Genomic DNA, 21991 nt, shown 5'->3' with positions numbered 1-21991 from the left:
TTTAGCCTTCCTTCTCGATCGTAGTTAAGCAATCGCGTAGGGCTGCGCCGTACTCGTATTTGCCAGGACAAACGAAGGTGCATAACGCTAAATCTTCTTCATCTAATTCAAGCGCACCTAATGAAATTGCACTGTCTAAATCACGAGACAGTAAGTCACGTAATAATAGTGTTGGCAAAATATCTAGTGGCATAACACGCTCATAACTTCCAAGTGGAACCATGGCACGTTTTGAACCACCCGTAGACGTTGTCATTTTAAATAAACGACTCGGTGTAAGGTGAGACAAGAATGTACGCGTTACAGAGAATTTATCACTACCTGGTGCAATCCAGCCAAACAATTCCTTTTCGCGACCTTCAAGTAAAACAGATACTTGAACATGGTAACGACCTAAGAATGCATGAACACCAGACGACGTAGCACCGGCAAGTACAGAACCAGAGATAACACGGTTATCACCGTCTTCTAATTCACCTGCCACTAAATCATCTAATGAAGCACCTAATTGTGTTTTCACTAAACGTGGATTTTTAACGCGTGGACCTGCAAGAGAAACAACACGATCTGTGTAAATTTCACCACTAAGGAAAAGGTGACCATACGCAATAACGTCTTGGTAACCGATATGCCACACTTGCTTGCTAGCAGATACAGGGTCAAGGTTATGAATATGAGTGCCTACAAGGCCAGCCGGATGCACACCACCAAACTCATGTACTTCTACTTGAGCAATAGATGAGCTAGGAATTTGGCTACCAGCTTGCTTACAAACAAATACTTTTCCGTCGGTCAAACGCGATACAACAGCTAAACCCGCTTCAAACGCTTGCGCATTTTCAGCAATAATCACTGCAGGATCTGCAGCAAGAGGGTTAGTGTCTATAGCGGTTACAAATATAGAGCTAGGATTTGCATCCACAGCCGCTACTTTGCTGAATGGGCGAGCACGTAGTGCTGTCCATTGACCTGACTGAATTAGTACTTCTTTGGCTTTTTCACGGTCTAAGCTTGTAAGCTCAGCCTCAGAGAAAGAGTCAAAGGTGATTTGCTCACTGCCGTTTACTTCAATAACAACAGATTGCAGCACACGTTTAGCACCACGATTTATTTCTTTTACAACACCAGAAGCTGGTGCGGTAAATAGGACGCCTGGGTTCTTTTTATCTTCAAAAAGTACCTGGCCTTTTTTAACTTGGTCATCCATACGAATATGCATGGTTGGACGCATACCTATAAACTCTTCACCTAGCACGGCTACTCTTTTGACGGGTGAACCGTCGTGAATAACTTGCTGAGGTGCGCCATCTAATGGTAAATCCAGACCTTTTTTTATGTTGATCATACGCACTTGCACTACATTAACGGAAAGAAACTGAAAAATCGTACCAACCACGTCGCCATTTAAGCTACCCCAAGTTATTTCAATGTATAAAAGAAAAACTCGCTTTGGTTATTAAACAGGCAGCGCGGTAAAAACTCTTCACATATTGCCTTAATTTTAACACCATTGTGGGTGACTATGCGAGTGTATTTATGAAAATTATACGACTGAAACGCTTATTTGGTTTTGTTAGCTAGATTTAATAAAATTTAAGTTAGACCAAAGTGGTAGCTTAAGCAAAGAATGAGGTTTTTTAATTGAAAAAAGTCGCATGATGCGACTTTTAAATTAGGGTATGATGACTTTATAGGATTAAAGCTTGCTGGATCTTAAGGCGGTACCTGTTTAGCAATAATACTTATTTATGGGCAATAACCACAAAACATCAGCTCTGCATTACCGAAATTCCAAACTGGTTACTCAACATTTTACCAAGAAAGACAACAAGCCCTGACTATTCAATTAATTGACTAATCAATCATATTTGCAATTGTTTGAACTGGCTCTACGTCTTGCTCGTAATCAACTGACTCAATGCCAAAACCAAATAAGCGTAAAAATTCATTATGGTAACCAGCGTAATCTGTCAGTTCATCAATCGTGCTGGTATCTACTTTATCCCATACAGCTTGAATACGTGCTTGAACATCATCTTCAAGTTCTTTGTAGTTTTGGAATAAGTGCCCGCCGTCATCAAAACGCGGCGCTTCACCGTACAGGTTTTCGGTAAATAAACCATGAATTTGCTCAATGGTGCCCTCGTATGTTCCGTCCGCTTTCATAACTTTAAATAAAGCAGAAATATACAATGGCATAATTGGTATAGCAGAACTTGCTTGTGTTACAACCGCATTAAGTGACGAAACATACGCTTGACCGTTTAACGCTTTAGTTGATTCTTTAATCGCAGCCGTTGCGCGGTCTAAGTCTTCTTTTGCTTTGCCAATAGTCGCGTGCCCGTAAATTGGCCACGTTAACTCTTTACCGATGTAAGTATAAGCAGTCGTTTTAAAGTTATCAGCAAGTACGTCGGCTTCTTTTAAAGCGTCAATCCACATTTCCCAATCTTCACCACCCATTACTTTAATCGTGTTATCTATATCGTCTTGTGTGGCAGCTTCTACAGTAATTTCGTCAATTTCACGCTTTGACGTATTTAGATTTTTTGTTGTAACTGCATTGCCAATTGGCTTTAACGTTGAAGAGTAAACTTCACCAGTATTTGGATCGGTACGACGAGGCGACGCTAAGCTATAAATAACCAGATCAACCTTGCCTAAATCTGCTTTAATTGTATCAATTGTTTTTTGTTTTATTTCGTTTGAAAACGCATCACCGTTGATATTTTTAGACCACAAACCGGCTTCGTCTGCTGCATTTTGAAAAGCAGCTGTATTATACCAACCCGCCGATCCTGTTTTGCGCTCGGTGCCTTCTTTTTCAAAGAAGATACCCAATGTTTTAGCACCGCCACCAAATGCTGCCGTAATACGCGATGCCAAGCCGTAGCCTGTAGATGCACCAATAACTAACACATTTTTTGGCGCATTTTTTAATGCGCCTTGTTGTTTTACATAGTTAATTTGCTCTTGCACATGTTCACTACAACCTACTGGGTGAGCGTTTGTACAAATAAATCCACGAATTTTTGGCTTAATGACCATTGATGATCCTATATCTTTACTAAAAAATTAACGCTAGTTTAAAGGCTAATACTTAAAACACTGATCTGATCAGTTAAATACCGGGGTAAATAGCTGTCAAACCTCAATTAATCAATCTAATTTAGACCCACCTAAACAGTTTGGCGACGCAGGTACTTCACTATCATGCTCAGCGTATTCATCAGGAGTGTAAGTATGAATAGCCAATGCATGTATGTCATTTGCAAGTTCATCTTTTAAAATTTCATTAATTTGACGATGACGTTGCAGAAGGCGCTTACCTAAAAACTCTTCGCTGACCACTATAACTTTAAAATGTGAGTCAGTACCCTTGCTATGCATATGACTTTCGTTAATTACGTTTAAATGCTTACACGCTATAGCATTGCTGATTTTTTCTTGGATTTGTTGCTGCATTGACATATCAAACCATTATTTATAGCTAATTTATGAACTTATCATAGCAAGCCGCCCTGCCCGTTGGCTAACTAAATTACGCAACTAACCTTGTTTTATATACCTAAAGGTTAAACTTATGCGTGGATGGGCTAAGGTTGTTTGCTTTAAAATAGCATGCTGAAAATCTCGCTGACTATTGCCACTCATAACCAAACAACTACCACTGTGTAATTTTAGATCCGTTATTTTATTACTGGCCTTATCTTTTAGCTTTAATACTCGCTCTGCCCCAAGTGATATGCACACAATTGTGGGTTGCTGAGCCAACTCTATCTCATCATCACTGTGCCACCCCATCGTGTCGTTGCCATCACGATAATAATTAACTAACAACGAATTAAAAGGCTGGTTTAAATGTGCCTCTAATCGTTTTCGCATTGCCATTAATATACTTGGCCAAGGTTCAGTTATTAACTTACTATTTGAATAGCCGTATTCAATTTCATGATCGCTAATAAAACATTGTAGTCGTGGGATCGGCCCTGTTTTAGCGTAAACAGTGACTTCTGGCTGCTGCCAGTTAAGGTTTTTTTGTAGATAGTAAAATAAATCGAGGCTTTTTTGCGCGCTAAGCGCCTTTGTTTGATAAGAAAAGCCATTTGGTAACTGTTGGGGGTTGGCGTTTTGCCGTTGCATGTTAGAATTTACCTACATTAGTTTACTGATACAAAACCACTATGACGACCCAAGCCCAGCTAGGCGATAAAACTTTTACTCTTGAACGCTTCCCTTTGGATCAAAAAAACCGCAGCTTACAAGCGTGGGATTCGGGCGATGAGTACCTTATCAATTATGTTAACGAACATCATCCTGATTGTCGCTCATTGCTTATTTTAAATGATAGCTTTGGTGCCCTTGCCTGTAGTTTTAATCAATTAACGGTTTGTTCAGTTAACGACTCTTATATTAGCCATCAAGCGGCGGCGTATAACCTACAAGAAAACAAGCTATCTACAACTCAATTTACGCAATTGGATAGCTTATCAGCGTTACCGGAGGGTATTGATTTAGTATTAATAAAAATACCTCGTAATGTTGGCTTTTTACAGTTTCAACTAAGTGAGTTAAGCGAAGTTCTTGCACCAGGCACACCCGTTATTGCTGCAGGTAAAACTAAAGATATTCATAACTCGACAATTAAGGCTTTTGAACAGTTTATTGGTGAAACTAAAACAAGCTTAGCTGTGAAAAAGTCACGTCTCATATTGAGCAGTGCAAAAGGCGGTTATAAAGCCGCTGATTATCCTGTTTCGTGGCAGCTTGAAGGCACCGAGTTTATTATTACAAACCATGCAAATGTGTTTTCACGTGATTCATTAGATATTGGTGCTCGCTTCTTTTTTAACTACTTGCCGCAAACACCAAAAGCTAAGCACATTGTTGATTTGGGTTGTGGTAATGGCGTGGTAGGTGTTATGACCTTGGCACGCTGCCCTAAAGCCTCAGTAACGTTTGTTGATGAGTCATACATGGCGGTTGAGTCTGCACGACTTAACGTAGAGCAAAACATGGCAGAACGATTTGATGATTGCGAATTTATCGAAAATGATTGCCTAACCGGCTTTGAAAAAAACAGTGTAGATATGGTGCTATGTAATCCCCCTTTTCACCAAGCACAAGCGGTTACCGATCACATTGCTTGGCAAATGTTTAAACAAGCTAAGGACACATTAAAAGAAGGCGGAGAGCTACGTATTATTGGTAATCGCCATCTTGACTATCATGACAAGTTAAACCGTATGTTTGGTAACTGTAAGCTATTAGGTTCAAACAAAAAGTTTGTGGTTTTAAGTTCAACTAAAAATAGTGGGGTGTTGTAACAATGACAATAATAAACCGTATATTTGGCTGTGCTGCATTTTTTATTTTAGCAGGCTGTGCAAACCAACCTAGCCAAGTAATACTTAACCCAGTTTACCAAAATGGCCAAGTAAGCACTATAAATAGCAGCCTGAGCACGAGTGTTATTGATGTACGTGGCGATACATCGACCCTCACTCTAGTTGAATCAGACAAAACAAAAACATTTGCTAGCCAAGGTATTACTGAGTCAATTAAAAGTGCTCTAGACAGTGCTCTTAGCCGCAATGGTGCAAGCATTTCAAATTTAGCAACTACTCGATTTGAGCTAGATATAAATACCTTACAAGCAGTGGTTACTGAGACCTTAGTGAGCCATAAAAGTGAAGCTAAAATTGAACTGAGTGTTCGTGTAGTTCGTGCTACAAGTAATTTTACTAAACAGTATAGCGGTAATGCAGCGCTAGAAGGCCCGCTTGGACATGACAGAGCAAAAATAGAAGGTCAACTCAATAAGTTGACTGAACAAATGATAACCCGCATTGTGTCTGACCCTGAATTAATACAGTTTTTAGAAGGTTAACCATGAAACGATTTTTTATACTTTGTTTAGCCCTGTGTTTGAGCGCCGCAAGCCTAGCAGCTCAAGAGGGCAGATTTGTACAAAAAGACAATATGTTTCCACGTGTTGAAATAGTAACGTCGCTAGGCAGTATCATTGTTGAGCTAGACCGTTCTCGGGCCCCTATTACAGTCAATAACTTTTTAACTTATGTTTCAGATAAAAGTTATCAGGGTAGTATTTTTCATCGCGTGGAACGCGACGAAGAAAACGAACGCGACTTTGTTATTCAAGGTGGTGGATATGACAAAGACATGGAAGGTTTACATCAAAACGACCCTATTTTTAATGAAAGCGGGAACGGCCTGAAGAATGATATGTACAGCATTGCCATGGCATACCAAGACAGACAACCGCATTCAGGTACTCGCCAGTTTTTCTTTAACATGGATAACAATGACCATTTAAACCCAGGAAGAGACTGGGGATTTGCGGTATTTGGAACTGTAATGGAAGGATACGAAACCCTAGATAAAATTATGACTGTTAAAACAGTTTATAATGAAAAAATTGGTTATGACTTTGTGCCAGAAACACCGGTGGTTATTTTAAATATTAAAATGATTGAACCAACACCATTATAATTAATGAGGTGCAGTAAAGCTGCGCCCACTCGCCAATGAAGGCCCTATGAGCAATACTCTCTCTTTCAGCGAATACTTTTCGTATTTTAAAGATAAACGTTTAATTAATGTGTTTATTTTCGGTATTAGCAGTGGTTTTCCGTGGGTATTGATTGGCTCTGTAATGTCGGCATGGCTAAAAGATGAAGGCCTGAGCCGAAGCATGATTGGCTTATTTGGTATTGTTTTTGGCGCTTACAGCATCAACTTTTTGTGGTCGCCCTTAATCGACCGCACAAAACTGCCTGTTTTATATAAGTGGCTAGGCCAACGCCGTAGCTGGATTCTTTTTTGCCAAAGCTTTATATTTATTGGTGTATTATTACTCGCAGGGCTTGATTTAAAAGAAAATTTAGCATTAGTAGCTGCAATTTGCTTACTAATAGCAGTAGCCTCTGCAACACAAGACATTGCAATAGACGCCTTTAGAATAGACACACTAAGTGAGAACGAATCCCACAAAGCCACAGCAGCAGCGGCAATGGCCACCTCCGGGTGGTGGACTGGATACGCGTTACTAGGCGCAATTCCATTTTATATGGCGGATATTCCCTCGCTCGATTGGCCGCAAATTTATTACTTTTTAGCCGCAGTAATGCTGCTACTCATGAGTGGAGCTCTATTTGCCAAAGAGCCGGCCTCTAACCGAGAAGCCGTTCACGAAGAACTAGAACGTATATATATCGCAAAACTTGCCACTATTAATAAAACCCCAATTAATAAAGTAGTTGCCTGGTTGGTTGTCACTGTTATTGATCCTTTTAGAACTTTTTTTGCAAAAAACGGCGTTAAAACGGCACTCGCGTTACTTGCTTTTATATTTTTATTTAAAATTGGTGAGGCATTTTTAGGCCGAATGTCGATTGTCTTTTATAAAGAAATTGGCTTCAGTAACAGTGATATTGCAACCTTTTCAAAAGTAGGCACCGCAGTACTTACCATTGCCTTTACCTTTGTAGGCAGCTTGTTTAACCAAAAGTATGGCATTGTAAAAGGGTTGTTTGTTAGTGGTGTAGCCATGGCAGCTTCTAATTTAGCATTCTCTGCTATTGCATTAGTAGGTCCTAACTTAGGTTTATATGCGTTTGCTATCGTAATTGATGGCTTTACTCAGGCGTGGTCTTTAGTTGCTATGGTGGCATTTATATCTATGCTATGTGACAGAGCGTTTAGCGCAACACATTATGCGTTATTGGCATCGCTGGGGAACTTGGGTAGAACATTACTCTCGAGCTACAGCGGTGTAGTGATTGATGATTGGCTAATGGGAAATTGGTCGTTATTTTTTGTTTTAACCGCTTTAATGGTGATCCCTTCTTTACTGTTTTTGTATGCGATAAGACATAAACTGTATGAGCTTGAGAAAAACTACCATAGTAATTATTAGGCTTAATGCATCCATGCATTAATATTTTGCTTAGCACATTTAATATGCCCTAAATGAACTAAGCAATACACTATTAATCTACTTTAAGCAGGCTTAGTGCTTCATGTGGGTCAACTTCAAGCGCAGTACAATAACGAACAAACTCAACCACATCTAAACGGCGTTCTTGATTTTCAATTTTGCCGATAAATGAGTGAGGTGTTCCAAGCACTTGTGCAAGGCTTCTCATTGTGTGGCCTTTTTCATGGCGTTTACTTTTAAGCCATGTTGTTAACTTAGCGTTCTCTTCTGAAGAAACAGTTTTCCCCATCATTTTACATCTCCTACTAGACGATTAGACAACCCCACAAAAGCAGCAGTCATGATCATAGCTGTAGGCAAGTAAGCAGTAACTTATGTTTTAAATAGCAATCTATCGCTTCTTAAAGCACTGGTTGCTACTCACTCCCACCCACATAGCTAAAAAATGACGCTTAAAATGTGGTAAAAGTTTTTTGTTATTAGAATGAAATTTTGCCCGTCTCATTCTTGGATACATTATATACTATTAACACTTTGGTTAAATAGTTAATTGTCTTTTCAACTCAAAATCAACCTAGGCAAACATTTACAAACACTGAATATTTCAGCTAAGTTATCAAAATCATTAAAAATAAATTTAATATTCTTAAAATATTAGCACACAATTTTTATAACAAATTTATTTCATATTAACGTTTTATGTTTAATATTAGACAATAATCAACGCAGAAAAGGTTACATAATGTTCAGGCTTCTTTTTTTATTACCTATTATTTTATGCGCAGGGTGGTACTTTTTCTTGCGTCACAATGGGGTTCCTATTAAGCAAGGTAAGAAAGGCTTTCTATATATTTTAGCGCTGTCGGCATTTGTATTAGGTTTTTTTGTATTAATAATGCAAATAACAGAGTACGCTCCCACTAATTTATAGGCATTAAAAAAGCCGCTAATGCGGCTTTTAATATATTGTTCTGTATTTACACACTGAAGCTTGCGCCACACCCACACGTCGTGGTTGCGTTCGGGTTAGATACAAAAAAGCGCGCGCCTTCTAAGCCCTCAGTATAGTCAACCACACCATCAACTAAATATTGAATGCTCATGGGGTCAACCACTAAAGTTACGCCATTTTTAACAATTTCTAAATCGCCTGGGTTTGCTTTTTCATCAAAAGTAAAACCGTACTGAAAGCCAGAACACCCACCACCGGTTACGTAAACACGCAGTTTCAGTTCCGGGTTTTCTTCTTCGTCGATTAATTGTTTAACACGAACAGCAGCGGCATCGCTAAACTGAATTGGTAATTCTTCTGACATTTTAAAACCCTCAATATCGTAATGGTGTGATTATCCAATACCCGAGTGTTTTAATCAAGTATAGTCAATTAACGCTTTGCTCTAAGTTATATCCATAAATACATTAAAAAAATGTCTGAATATCAGTTATGTGTACTAAAAAATACAGCACTTTAATATGCAACGAGTGGCATATTAAATGAGTAATTATTTTAACTAAAAAGCCTTAGTTTTACTATTTTCCCTAAATAGTTAATTTAAGCTAATAATTTTATAAAATCACAAGGACTTAGTGGTTGGCTTTTGCTAAAATACAGCTGAAAAATGCACTGAGGAAATAATGCATGTGGCTGGAGCAGCTCAGGCGTCGACTCGCACAACCTAAAACATCTGTACAATTATGCCTATTAGGCGTAGTTGCTGGGTTAATTGCTGCATTTTTTATTATTTTATTCCGCCTAACAATTCTTTTTTTTCAAAGCTTATTTTTAGAAACACCAGACGACTTCACAACCTTACCTACACTTGAACGCGTTTTAATGCCTTTAATTGCCGCATTTTTAATTGCTTCATTTGCAGCTTTTACTGGTTTCAAACATTATCGGTTAGGTATCCCATTCGTAATTCATCGCATTAAACGTCACTACGGGCAAATGCCTTTATACAATACGCTCAACCAATTTGTTGGGGGTGCTCTGGCATTAATCAGTGGCTTTTCGGTTGGACGTGAAGGTCCATCTGTTCATATGGGAGCGACTGGAGCCAGTATTTTAGCCGATAAACTCCACCTGCCTCACAATGCCATGCGTACATTAAGCGGCTGTGGTGTTGCTGCGGGTATTGCAGCATCCTTTAATACACCTCTTGCCGCCGTTATTTTTGTTATGGAAGTGGTGTTAAGAGAATATAAAGTTCATATTTTTGTGCCTATTATGCTTGCTGCAGTAACAGGCGCGCTTGCTACTCAGTTCGTCTTTGGCGAAGGGTCAGAGCTTGCACTCATAACAATTGCTCCTTTGAGCGGCTGGCACTATCCATATTTAATTTTATGCGGCATGGCACTAGGTGCGATAGCATACAGTTTTAATCAAAACTTAATGTTAATTATTAAAACCTTTAAACCTTTAAGCATGTTCCCTCGTTTACTCATTGCAGGTTGTATTGCAAGTTTGATTGCTTATGCCGTTCCTCAAGCTATGGGCTCAGGTATGAGTGCAATCGCTATAGCGGTGGAGTCTCCTGATAACGTTCAGCTACTTACCACTATCTTGATTGCAAAATTACTAGCCACGCTATTTGCGATAGGTTTAGGTATTCCGGGTGGTTTAATTGGTCCCGTTATTGGTCTAGGCGTTTTAGTAGGAACGATGATGGCATTTTTTGCCCAGTTTATTAGCCCAGGTACTGATATCGCTGGTACCTACGGTGTATTGGGCATGGCAGGATTAATGGCCGCGACATTACATGCTCCACTTGCCGCGTTAACAACAGTGATGGAGCTTACATCGTCGCCTGAAATAATAGTACCGGCCATGCTTGTTATAACAACGGCGTATGTAACCGCATTACAAGTATTTGGTAATCGCTCTATATTTTTGCAGCAACTAGATTTTCAGGGCCTTCCCTATCATGTTTCGCCCGCCACTGAGGCACTACAAAAGGTGGGGATAATGGATGATATGGATGAAAACTTTAAATTGCTTTTTTCAAACGACAAAGAGCAAATAAAAAATACGCTCGACGCTATGGATAGCCAAACACCGCTCATTGTGTTTGACGAAGAAAACGGTTATCGCCTCGCGGAATACGATTTAAGCTTAATGTCTGACCAAGCAATAAATCTTAACTATGTAAATTTACAAGGTATAAGCAGTCAAGCAACGTTAGCTGATGCCTTTGATATGCTAAAAGACAAGCGAAGTGGCGCTTTGTACGTGCATAATCTACTAGATAATCAACAAATAATGGGCTTATTACGTTGGGATCAAATTCATCATATTTTGACCATTCGTAACAGCTTACTATAAATAATAAGGGTTACTATGAGCGCATTACTGATTTATAAAACGCTGCATATATTTTTTATGATTGCATGGTTTGCAGGCATTTTTTACTTACCGCGATTATTTGTTTACCACGCAATGAGCCAAGAGCGTGCATGTAACTCTATGCTAAAAGTAATGGAACGCAGGCTCCTTTATTTTGTAACGCCATTTGCTATTTTAACGACCCTTTTTGGTGTACTGACAATTGTTGAATATGGTCGTGAATGGTTTAAATACAGCATGTGGCTGCACTACAAGCTTGTACTGGTCATTATTTTATATTTGTATCATGCGTACTGTTTTAAATTATTAGCCGACTTTAAACACGACAGAAATACTAAAACAGATCGTTTTTACCGAATTTTTAATGAATTACCTGTTATCGCGCTGCTTATTATAGTTGCACTGGCAGTAATTAAACCGAGCCTTTAAGCGCTTTGGTACAACCAAATACCATATTAATTACATACTATTTAAAATCTAATATGCGCGATTGCGTGCCCCATTTTATGGATTATCGCGCCCTTTTGAAAAATTAGGAATAACCCCATGTTAAGTTTCCAAGGTGAACATATTCTGTCTGTTAATCAGTTAGACAGAGACTGCATTGAACGTATTTTTGCAGTAGCAAAAAAGATGGAGCCTTACGCTAAAAAGCAAAAGCAAACAACGGTACTTGAAGGCGCTATTTTAGCTAATTTGTTTTTTGAACCTAGCACACGTACACGCGTTAGCTTTGGTACTGCGTTTAACCTGCTCGGTGGAGGCGTGCGTGAAACAACCGGCATGCAAAGTTCAGCCCTTGCTAAAGGTGAGTCTTTGTACGATACAGCGCGTGTTATATCAGCTTATGCAGATGCAGTGGCAATGCGCCATCCAGACGCAGGTTCGGTTAGTGAATTTGCCGAAGGCTGTACCGTCCCTGTTATCAATGGCGGTGACGGCCCAAATGAACACCCTACTCAAGCACTGCTCGACCTACTAACGATTGAACGTGAGTTACATCGATTTGATCAAAACATTGATGGCATGCACATCGCTTTGGTTGGCGATTTGAAATATGGCCGTACTGTTCATTCACTATCAAAACTATTGTGTCATTACAAAAACGTTAAATTTTCAATGGTGGCACCCGATGGCTTGCAAATGCCAACCAGTATTTTAGATGCAGTAGAAAACGCTGGCCATAAAATTGAACTAGTTAACAAAATGGAAGGGAATTTAGCGGCTGATATTGTGTATCAAACACGTATTCAAGAAGAACGCTTTCCATCTCAAGAAGAAGCAAACAAATACCGTGGCGGATTTAGAATTAGCCAGTCAATTTACAACGCACACTGTAAGCCTAATTCGGTGCTTATGCATCCGCTTCCTCGTGATAGTCGAACTGAAGCTAACGAGCTTGATAACGACTTAAACAGCAACGACAATTTAGCTATATTTCGCCAAGTACAAAACGGCGTATTAATTCGTATGGCATTGTTTGCTTTAACGCTCGGCGTAGAAAATAAAGTTGAGCAATATGAAGTAGACGTGCCTTGGTTTAGCCGCAAACGCGACAGCTAACCTTTTTTTAAGTGACAATTTATAGGATTTTTCATGACAATTAGCCAAGACTTATTTGAACGCGCTCAAACCTCTATTCCTGGTGGCGTAAACTCACCAGTGCGCGCTTTTAATGGCGTAGGTGGCACACCACTATTTATTACAAAAGCAGAAGGTGCATTCACGTTTGATGCCGATGGTAATCGTTATATTGATTACGTAGGTTCGTGGGGCCCAATGATCATGGGGCACAATCACCCTGCTATAAAACAAGCGGTTCATGAAGCAGTTGAAAACGGCCTAAGCTATGGCGCGCCAACTGAAGCTGAAATTTTAATGGCTGAGAAAGTAAAAGCACTTGTACCGTCAATTGAAAAAGTGCGCATGGTTAGTTCTGGTACCGAAGCAACAATGAGCGCAATTCGCCTAGCACGTGGATTTACAAACCGCGATAAAATCCTAAAATTTGAAGGCTGTTACCACGGCCATGCCGATTCGCTTTTGGTTAAAGCGGGCTCGGGGGCTCTAACTATGGGCGTGCCTAATTCACCAGGTATTCCTGAAGATTTTGCTAAACATACATTAACGGTATCATTTAATAATATTGAAGAAGTAAAAGCAATTTTTGAAAAATACGCAGACGAAATTGCCTGTATTATCGTTGAACCTGTAGCGGGTAACATGAACTGCATTCCACCTGTTGAAGGCTTTTTAGAAGGTCTACGTGCAGTATGTGATGAATACAAGTCGGTACTTATTTTTGATGAAGTAATGACAGGTTTTCGCGTAGCATTAGGTGGCGCGCAAGCATATTACAACATAAAGCCAGACTTAACCTGTTTAGGTAAAGTTATTGGCGGCGGCATGCCGGTCGGCGCATTTGGCGGTAAAACCGAGATTATGGATTACATTGCGCCTGTTGGCCCAGTATATCAAGCAGGCACACTGTCGGGTAATCCAATTGCTATGGCTGCAGGTTTAAAATCATTAGAGCTATTAAGTGAACCGGGTTTACACGATAAACTGGAAGCGATTTCAAAAGCCATATGCGAAGGCTTTGAAGCAGGCGCTAAAAAAGCGGGTATCGCTCTTACAACAAACTACGCGGGCGGGATGTATGGCTTTTTCTTTACTGACGCAGAAAAAGTAACCACTTACAAACAAGCGACTGAGTGTGACCTAGAGCGTTTTAAACGCTTTTTCCATCTTATGCTTGAAGAAGGTGTATACCTTGCACCGTCAGCATTTGAGGCTGGATTTGTATGTGCTGCACACACAGAGCAGGAAGTACAAAATACTATAGCCGCAGCTGAGCGTTGTTTTGCTAAACTTTAATCGTTAACGCTGCCAAAAATATTTTATTTATTCATATTTAAAATTGGTTGTTCAAGCTAAAGATTGAAAAAAGCCCACTAAGGGCTTTTTTTTATTTGTAAAGTAACATAATTGAATGATAATTAAGCGTAACAAGGTCTAGTTGTCTTCACCCTACTTTATTAATTACAAGAGAATCTTATGTCTGGATTACGGCAGTTTGCTGCGCCTGCAACGCGATTAATGGCAAACCTAAAATACAAAGCAAAAATAAGTATTACATTTGGTATTCTCTTGATCCCACTTGCACTGAGCATGTTTTTTCTTGTGTCGTTGTTGAGCAAAAGTATTCATGTATCAAAAATGGAACAACAAGGCTTAAAAGGCTATCAGGCAATACTCACTAACCAAATAAAGGGTGAAACGGACAAAAACATCAATATAGCAAGAGCACTAGGCTTCAAAATAAATGACAATAAAGCCGAAGATGTTCTTGAGCTTGTGTCAATTCAATCTAATTTAGCGCTTGATAGTCAACTGGCCAGTGCCTATTTAAATCGCGCGTTGGTAACCCGTGTCCCTGCTTTTATCACTCAAATAAACCTAACCGCCGCGAGCGCAAATACAGTAATGAACAATAACCAATTTACCCCAGATACCTTTATTGCACTTTCAAACCTAAGTAAATCGTTACCCCAATTTGAGCAGCAACTTTTGAAAACACTCGCTATTGCAACGTCAGCGGATAAATCGGTAAATAAAGTGCTTTCTCCCACTTTAAATGAACTACAAAAATCAGTCTCAGCATTTAAGAACGCGATAGATAAAAAACTACTTGTACCCGACGACATAGAGTTAACTCAGCGTGAATTTTCAGCACTCACTGACAATGTTCAAAAAAATATTAGGGCTTTAATCAACACAAGTATCCCAACTTTAGAGTCGTTAATTAGCAATAAAATAAAAGGTCAGCAGTGGACCCGAAACACCGTATTAGTTGCCTCAATAATGAGTTTATTATTTGCACTTTATTTAATGGTTGGATTTTATTTTGCAGTCGTTGATACCATCAGTCGATTCTCCAAAGCAGCCACTAAGGCCGCTAACGGTGATCTAAATTCAACTCTTAACTTACATGGTAATGACGAAATGAGTGTTATTGCTGAGCAGTACAACGCCCTACTTAGTGCCTTTTCACATTTACTTTCAGATGTTAAAACCAGCACAAAAGCACTCTGCGATGCCACTAAGTCTCTTTCGCATGCCAGTAGCCAAACTAGCGACGACGTAATAAAACAGCAAACGCGGGTAAATGCAATTAGCCATGCATTAAGCGATATGGCGCAAACTGCACATGCAATTGAAGAATCGGCTCATCAAGCAACCCTCACCGCTCAAAATGCCGCAGAGCATGTAAAACAAGGGTCGAGTAATACCATGGAGCTTGCTCAATATATGCAAGACTTAAAAATGGAGTTTACCGAAAGCCAACAAGCACTCGACCGACTAGCCCAAGATAGCCAAGAAATAAGCAAAGTCAGTAAAGGGATCAGTGAAATTGCCGACCAAACAAACTTATTAGCGCTAAATGCAGCAATTGAAGCGGCCAGAGCCGGTGAACACGGACGAGGTTTTGCGGTAGTCGCAGATGAGGTAAGAACACTTGCGTTACGTACTCAAACACAAACACAAGAAATTCACCAAATTATCAGCTCTTTGCAAAAAGCATCTGACGATACACAAGTGAAAATGCGTTCAAGCGTTGAAAAAATGGAGTTATCTGTTGAAGCCGCAAACCAAACAAATACGGTACTGCAAAGTGCGGAAAGTAGTATGGGTGATATAAAGCATCAAGGCGAGGTAATCGCTGAACGAGTTAAACAACAAGCCAATGCGACAACTCAGGCTCTAAATGACTCGCAAGAAGTAAATAACTTGGCTGACCATACACTCGTCTCAGCACAATCAACGCTGCAAGACGCAGAGGAGCTCTCACGCTTATCGAACGACTTAACAACGTCAGTGCGCTTTTTTAAATCTTAGTTATTAATATCTATAAACAACACAGCCGCTAAATACCGGCTGTGTTGTTTGGGTTGTCATTTTATACAGCGCGGCCTTGGCTCAAACTCACTCACTCTTAATGGAAGTTGGATCACTTTGCCACATCCTGGCGGAGCTTGTTTACCTGTGTGTTCGTTTACAAAAGCCCAACGAATTGAAGATGGGCGAGTATCAGCAATAGCTTGTGGGTTAAGTGGTTTTAAATAACGAATATAAGCCTCTAGCGCCCCTACGCTGCCAGTTAAACCTGTGCTTTTATTATCATCGCGGCCAAGCCATGCAACAGTTACCGTATTTTGATCAAATCCAGCAAACCAGCTATCGCGCAAATCGTTGCTGGTGCCTGTTTTGCCAGCTAATTGAATAGACGGAAAGTGTAAATTTAAACGCTTGGCTGTGCCGTCTTTTGTTACGCGTTTCATTGCATACTTAGTCATGTATACAGACGCTTTATCGAAACGAGGCTCTGCACTCACCTGATGTTGATATAGTACGTTACCTACAGAGTCGGTTAGTGCTGAAATAGACGTCAACTTCTTATACTCACCGTCATTTGCGATAGTAGTGTAAAGCTGAGCTACATCAAAACTCGATAACTCCAAAGCTCCTAAGAGTAAAGATGGGTATTCATCTATTTGATCATCCACACCGAGTGATTTAAGTGTATTTGCAACTTTATCCACTCCTATATCTAAGCCTAAGTTAACAGCAGGTATATTAATACTATTACTAAATGCTTGATAAAGCGGTATCGCACCACGGTATTGACGATCAAAATTTTCAGGCTGCCATACATTACCTTCTTCATTGGTTACCTGTAACGGCGAATCATCAAGTAATGTGGCCAAATTATAATTTGGTGATTGCAGCGCTGTTAAATAAACGGCGGGCTTAACTAAAGATCCTATATTCCTCTTTGTATCCAGCACTCTATTAAAGCCTGAATATCGAACGTCGCGCCCTGCTACAAGGGCCGATACACCACCCTTATCTGAGTTTACAGAGATCATAGCCACTTCAAGTTTATCTGTTTTAGGGCGTCTCTCTAAATACGGTAAGCTTTTCTCAACCGAATTTTCCATTGCTGTTTGTTTTTGTAAATCAAAGTAAGTAAAAACCCTAACACCAGCATCTAATGTTTGCTGATCGGGTAGTAATTTATTTAATTCACGGTTCACCAATTCTAAATACCCTGGGTATGATTTTTGTAAACTTTCTTTCATTGGCGCAATGTCTATTGAGCGCTTAAGCGATGCTCGGTATTCTTTTGTACTTATTAATTTGTTTTCTACCATAAGGCGAAGCACTAAATCGCGACGCTCCATAGTGCGCTCTTTATAACGGCGAGGATTGTAATAAGACGGGCCCTTTACCATCGCCACTAGCAGCGCTATTTGGTCGTATTCAAGCTCATCAACGGGTTTTGAAAAATAAAACTCAGACGCCAAGCCCATTCCATGCACGCCTTGGTTATAGGATTGCCCTAAATAAACCTCGTTTAAGTAGGCCTCTAATATTTGGTCTTTTGAGTAACGATAATCCAGAATAAGCGCTATAAACGCCTCATTTATTTTTCGCAATAGCGAACGTTCACGGGTTAAATATATATTTTTAGCGAGTTGCTGCGTTAATGTACTACCGCCTTGTACTGTTCGCCCTGCTCTAATATTGGTATACAAAGCGCGTAAAATAGAAAAAACAGATACACCGTGGTGCTCATAAAAATTACGGTCTTCCACCACTAGCAAAGTGTCTTTTAACATAGCAGGAAACTTATCAAGGGGCACAAATTCCCTATCTTGCTTAGAATCGTTACCAATGCGGGCTATTTGAACAGGCTCTAAGCGAGCATTATTCAAGCGCCTACCAAATTTATCTTTTACAGAGGCTACCTTTTGTCCTGCAAAACGCAGCTCAACAATCCTAGACTCCTCCAGCCCATCATAAAACTCAAACTCACGTCGATAAATTTTAATGCTATCGGCCGTTTTAACGTATTGGCCGGTGCGGCTAAGTCGATTAACCGACGAGTAATTTAGACGTTCAAGTTCAAATTCCACCTCTTGACTTGATAAAAATTGCCCTGGATAAAACTGCATTGCACGCGCATACACTTGTGCTGGTAGTTGCCATTTATTGCCCTCAAATACACGTGTTGTTTTTGAGTCTAAATAAATAAGGTACATGGCCATAGCAATAAAAACCGCCAAGCTTAGCTTCCAAAAAACTGACCATGTTTTTCTCATAAATGAGCGTTTAACCACAGTTTTTGCCGCTTTTTTTGTTGATTTGGGTTTAGTTTTACGTGGCGAACTGCTTGCTTTCGATGCACGCTTAGAAGGGGTTTTACTACTGGGTGTTTTTTTATTATCAGCCATGTAAGTGTAATGTGTTCCAACGGTTTATTTACAAAGGAGAGCTTAGCATATTGGTCATAACCCTAACACCTGAAAAATTAACCTTCCCTGAAACGAAAAAAGCTCTACCTAAAGTAGAGCTTTGATGAACACACTATATAAATTTAGTTATTACGAACAGATACAAACTCAGGGTAAGCTTCTACACCACAGTCGTGTTGATCCATACCGTTTAGCTCTTCTTCTTCTGTAACACGTATACCCATTGTGTATTTTAATATAGCCCACACAATGAACGATGCTACAAAAACAAATGCCAAGATAGTTACTAAACCGATTAACTGGTTAACAATGCTCGCATCACCGTTTGAAAGCGGAACTAGCATTATACCTAATGCACCACACACACCGTGTACAGAAATAGCACCTACTGGATCATCAATCTTAATCTTGTCTAAAGCTATAATGCTAAATACAACTAATGAACCGCCTAATAAACCAAGTAAACAAGCCATTAATGGAGAAGGTGAAAGAGGGTCTGCAGTAATAACAACCAAGCCCGCTAACGCACCGTTAAGTACCATTGTTAAATCTGCTTTGCCCCATAATACTTTACATACAAATAGTGCTGCAATTGCACCCATTGCCGCAGCCGCGTTAGTGTTAAGTAAGATTTGACCTACAGCCGTTGCGTTTTCTTTATCTGATAGTAATAACTGCGAACCACCGTTAAAACCAAACCAGCCCATCCACAAAATAAATGTGCCTAAAGTTGCAAGTGGCAAGTTAGAACCTGGAATTGGGTAAACTTCACCGTTTTTACCGTATTTACCTTTACGAGCGCCTAACAAAATAACACCTGCTAGTGCTGCTGCTGCACCTGCACCATGAACAATGGCAGAACCTGCAAAATCAACAAATCCCATTTCAGACAAGAAACCACCGCCCCATGTCCAGTAACCTTCCGTTGGGTAGATAAAGCCAGTTAAAACAACAGTAAATGCTAAGAAAGCCCATAGCTTCATTCGCTCAGCAACCGCACCCGATACAATTGACATAGCTGTTGCAACGAAAACCACTTGGAAGAAAAAGTCAGACTCTAAAGAGTGATCGGCATCAGCAGCTTGCGTACCAATTAACGCACCCAGTGATGGCATGATTCCGCCCTCAGCGTTGTCTACATACATGATGTTGTAGCCAACTAACAAAAACATGGTACATGCGATTGAATAAAGCGCGATGTTTTTAGTTAAAATTTCAGTGGTGTTTTTAGAGCGAACTAAGCCTGCTTCTAACATGGCAAAACCTGCTGCCATCCACATTACCAATATACCCGATATCAAAAAGTAAAATGTATCGAGTGAAAATTTAAGTTCTACAATTGTATTTTCCATAAGCCCCTCTTAAATTGCTTCTTCGTCAAGTTCGCCAGTACGGATACGAACAATTTGATCTAAGTCGTACACAAAAATTTTGCCGTCACCAATTTTGCCTGTTGATGCAATTTTAGTGATAGCTTCAACTACGCGTTGGCAATTTTCTGTACGAGTTGCAATTTCAAGTTTGATCTTTGGAATAAAATCGACTTGGTACTCTGCACCACGGTATAACTCTGTATGACCTCGTTGACGTCCAAAACCTTTAACGTCAACTACAGTCATCCCCTCAATTCCTAAATCAGCGAGCGCTTCACGCACATCGTCTAATTTAAATGGTTTTATGATTGCACTAATCATTTTCATAGCGGCCCCCTCGGACTCTTTATTGTTATCCTGTTGAGTTACATAATCCAACCTTTGTGCCACTATTTAATCTAATTTAAAAACAATAACTTAATTAAAATACTTTGCTTTACCACAAAAAAAACGCACCATTTAGGTGCGCTTTTTTAACAACTTAGCTACATTGGTGCACATGTAACACTGCACCAAAACTTAACACGTTTTTATCCTATGCAATTTCTACCTTTACTTTTTGCTTCATATAACGCTTTATCGGCAACGCGCATCGCATCTTTTAAATTCGTATTTTGAAACTCTGCAAGCCCAATGCTCGCCGTTATCGTGCATGGCTTGTCACTAATAGAAAAATCGTAACTCGCCATTTTTTTTCTAAATGCTTCAAGGTACTCGCGAGCTCTCGCTAAACCTATGTCTGGTAACACAATGGCAAACTCCTCTCCACCGACTCTTGCTACCGTAAATTTTGCAAAGGTTGAGCGAATAAGTGAGCCAACCTGTTTAAGCGCCTGATCGCCGCCTTCGTGACCAAATGTATCGTTTATATTTTTGAAAAAATCCACATCAAGTAACGCAAGCGTATTGTTTTGATCTTTGTTTTTTAATAGCTTTTCAGCATATTGATAAAAGTAACGTCGATTATATAAACCCGTTAAATGATCTCTAAATGCACTTTCTTTTATATCTGCAATCAGCGATAACTGCTCCATAGTTTGCAGTACACGACAATGAAACTCCTCATTCATAAACGGTTTAGTTAAAAAATCGTTTGCACCATATTTTATAAAACGTGCTGATAAACCATGTTTACCTGCGCCAGACAATCCAATGACGGCTAAATCGTCTCGCCCTCTAAAATTACGAACGGCTTTAACTAGCTCAAAGCCATCCATTGTAGGCATAGCGTAATCAGTCATAAGTAACTTTATATCTGCATCAGCTTTTAGTATTTCAAGTGCCTGCTGTCCATCATTCGCGGTTGTCACATCAAATAATTGCTTTTCGAGCATTTGTTTCATTAATGAACGGCTCAACATAGAATCATCGGCAATTAACGCTTTACAGCCTTGGTTTCTGAGAAGTTGTGATACTAACTTAACAGCATAATGATAAGAATCACGGTTATCTTTTATAACGTAATCAACCACACCATCTTCTAGCATTTGCTGGCGTTTGTACTCGTCTATCTTTGATGTAAGCACAACCGTTGGAATTGCTTTAGAAAGTGTGTATTTGGCAACTTCGCCACTTGGGGCATCTGGAAGTGTTAAGTCAACAAGCGCTAGGGAATAGTCGTACTTTTCTACGTAAGCCTTGCACTCAGCTAAAGACCAAGCAAAATCAACGGCAACATCTAAATACTGGGCGGTTAAGTGGCGTAAAACCTGCTGCACTACTTTGCTGTCTTCAACCACTAATACTCTTTGCATAGACCTTCTCTTTGTTCTCATTATTTTTGCAACATTTGCTGCAAATGCAAAATAATAAAACTTACCGGTACTACGCTTTACGCAGCAAAAATAAGTAAAAATAAGTAAAAAACATCCAGAGTCATTGTTATTGAACGCTTTAAATATTAAAGCACATTCCATTAAGTAGCTTGTAAATCGACAGATATAATAAAAAAACAAACCTACAAGCAAATATACCTGATTTTAATTATTAGCTAAAT

At 39.7% G+C, this 21991-nt stretch carries 20 protein-coding genes; 10 read left to right on the top strand and 10 right to left on the bottom strand.

The window, feature by feature from the left end; all coding sequences use genetic code 11:
- Position 1: 1 nt before the first annotated feature.
- From KZZ04_RS14455 to KZZ04_RS14440, 4 genes are all read right to left on the bottom strand, one after another.
- Positions 2-1345 carry a Na(+)-translocating NADH-quinone reductase subunit A gene (locus KZZ04_RS14455; protein ID WP_219423037.1) on the bottom strand — a complete coding sequence of 448 codons (1344 nt, stop codon included), beginning with the start codon at positions 1343-1345 and terminating at the stop codon, positions 2-4.
- Positions 1346-1854: 509 nt separating this feature from the next.
- On the bottom strand, positions 1855-3048 hold the full coding sequence (fabV, locus tag KZZ04_RS14450; RefSeq protein WP_219423036.1) for an enoyl-ACP reductase FabV: 1194 nt from the start codon (positions 3046-3048) through the stop codon (positions 1855-1857).
- A 111-nt stretch (positions 3049-3159) separates the two neighbouring features.
- Positions 3160-3471, bottom strand: a complete 312-nt coding sequence (locus KZZ04_RS14445; protein WP_058404993.1) for a BolA family transcriptional regulator — start codon at positions 3469-3471, stop codon at positions 3160-3162.
- Between the two features lie 78 nt (positions 3472-3549).
- Positions 3550-4143, bottom strand: coding sequence for an alpha-ketoglutarate-dependent dioxygenase AlkB (locus tag KZZ04_RS14440; RefSeq protein WP_219423035.1), 594 nt, complete (start codon positions 4141-4143; stop codon positions 3550-3552).
- A gap of 41 nt (positions 4144-4184) precedes the next feature.
- Between KZZ04_RS14440 and KZZ04_RS14435 the strand changes: the two genes are divergently transcribed.
- Genes KZZ04_RS14435 through KZZ04_RS14420 form a run of 4 tightly spaced genes read left to right on the top strand, consistent with a single transcriptional unit; the run spans position 4185 to position 7939 of the window.
- Positions 4185-5327 carry a methyltransferase gene (locus KZZ04_RS14435; RefSeq protein WP_219423034.1) on the top strand — a complete coding sequence of 381 codons (1143 nt, stop codon included), beginning with the start codon at positions 4185-4187 and terminating at the stop codon, positions 5325-5327.
- Positions 5328-5329: 2 nt separating this feature from the next.
- Entirely contained in the window at positions 5330-5890 is a 561-nt protein-coding gene (locus KZZ04_RS14430; protein WP_219423033.1) for a YajG family lipoprotein, read from the top strand.
- Positions 5891-5892: 2 nt separating this feature from the next.
- Entirely contained in the window at positions 5893-6513 is a 621-nt protein-coding gene (locus KZZ04_RS14425; protein WP_138527562.1) for a peptidylprolyl isomerase, read from the top strand.
- A gap of 46 nt (positions 6514-6559) precedes the next feature.
- Positions 6560-7939: an MFS transporter gene (locus KZZ04_RS14420; protein ID WP_219423032.1), complete on the top strand. Its 1380-nt coding sequence runs from the start codon at positions 6560-6562 to the stop codon at positions 7937-7939.
- A 73-nt stretch (positions 7940-8012) separates the two neighbouring features.
- On the opposite strand, the gene KZZ04_RS14415 is transcribed toward KZZ04_RS14420, so the two are convergent.
- Complete coding sequence (locus KZZ04_RS14415) at positions 8013-8252, bottom strand: helix-turn-helix domain-containing protein (RefSeq protein WP_006791502.1); 240 nt, start codon at positions 8250-8252, stop codon at positions 8013-8015.
- Between the two features lie 450 nt (positions 8253-8702).
- Between KZZ04_RS14415 and KZZ04_RS21260 the strand changes: the two genes are divergently transcribed.
- A complete protein-coding gene (locus KZZ04_RS21260) occupies positions 8703-8891 on the top strand; it encodes a hypothetical protein (RefSeq protein ID WP_058404988.1) in 189 nt (62 codons plus the stop codon).
- 46 nt (positions 8892-8937) lie between these two features.
- On the opposite strand, the gene erpA is transcribed toward KZZ04_RS21260, so the two are convergent.
- Complete coding sequence (erpA, locus tag KZZ04_RS14410; protein WP_006791504.1) at positions 8938-9276, bottom strand: iron-sulfur cluster insertion protein ErpA; 339 nt, start codon at positions 9274-9276, stop codon at positions 8938-8940.
- A 323-nt stretch (positions 9277-9599) separates the two neighbouring features.
- Here erpA and KZZ04_RS14405 point away from each other — a divergent pair, with 323 nt between their 5' ends.
- From KZZ04_RS14405 to KZZ04_RS14385, 5 genes are all read left to right on the top strand, one after another.
- Entirely contained in the window at positions 9600-11282 is a 1683-nt protein-coding gene (locus KZZ04_RS14405; RefSeq protein WP_058404987.1) for a chloride channel protein, read from the top strand.
- Positions 11283-11297: 15 nt separating this feature from the next.
- A complete protein-coding gene (locus KZZ04_RS14400) occupies positions 11298-11732 on the top strand; it encodes a CopD family protein (protein WP_219423031.1) in 435 nt (144 codons plus the stop codon).
- A 117-nt stretch (positions 11733-11849) separates the two neighbouring features.
- Positions 11850-12866, top strand: a complete 1017-nt coding sequence (locus KZZ04_RS14395) for an aspartate carbamoyltransferase (protein ID WP_006791507.1) — start codon at positions 11850-11852, stop codon at positions 12864-12866.
- Between the two features lie 33 nt (positions 12867-12899).
- Entirely contained in the window at positions 12900-14180 is a 1281-nt protein-coding gene (gene hemL / locus KZZ04_RS14390; RefSeq protein WP_058404985.1) for a glutamate-1-semialdehyde 2,1-aminomutase, read from the top strand.
- A gap of 180 nt (positions 14181-14360) precedes the next feature.
- Complete coding sequence (locus KZZ04_RS14385) at positions 14361-16202, top strand: methyl-accepting chemotaxis protein (RefSeq protein WP_219423030.1); 1842 nt, start codon at positions 14361-14363, stop codon at positions 16200-16202.
- Positions 16203-16258: 56 nt separating this feature from the next.
- On the opposite strand, the gene mrcB is transcribed toward KZZ04_RS14385, so the two are convergent.
- The 4 genes from mrcB to KZZ04_RS14365 form a co-directional block, all read right to left on the bottom strand.
- Positions 16259-18601, bottom strand: a complete 2343-nt coding sequence (gene mrcB / locus KZZ04_RS14380; RefSeq protein ID WP_219423029.1) for a penicillin-binding protein 1B — start codon at positions 18599-18601, stop codon at positions 16259-16261.
- A 143-nt stretch (positions 18602-18744) separates the two neighbouring features.
- A complete protein-coding gene (locus tag KZZ04_RS14375; RefSeq protein WP_058404982.1) occupies positions 18745-19974 on the bottom strand; it encodes an ammonium transporter in 1230 nt (409 codons plus the stop codon).
- A gap of 9 nt (positions 19975-19983) precedes the next feature.
- On the bottom strand, positions 19984-20322 hold the full coding sequence (locus KZZ04_RS14370; RefSeq protein WP_004587162.1) for a P-II family nitrogen regulator: 339 nt from the start codon (positions 20320-20322) through the stop codon (positions 19984-19986).
- Positions 20323-20525: 203 nt separating this feature from the next.
- Positions 20526-21749 (bottom strand): response regulator, encoded by a 1224-nt coding sequence (locus tag KZZ04_RS14365; protein ID WP_058405100.1) that lies wholly within the window; start codon positions 21747-21749, stop codon positions 20526-20528.
- Positions 21750-21991: the final 242 nt, after the last annotated feature.

This window comes from Pseudoalteromonas sp. CR1 (assembly GCF_019392235.1).
GTDB lineage: Bacteria > Pseudomonadota > Gammaproteobacteria > Enterobacterales > Alteromonadaceae > Pseudoalteromonas.
The sequence above is the reverse complement of the archived record's forward strand: the minus strand, read 5'-3'. Positions and strand labels throughout refer to the sequence as shown.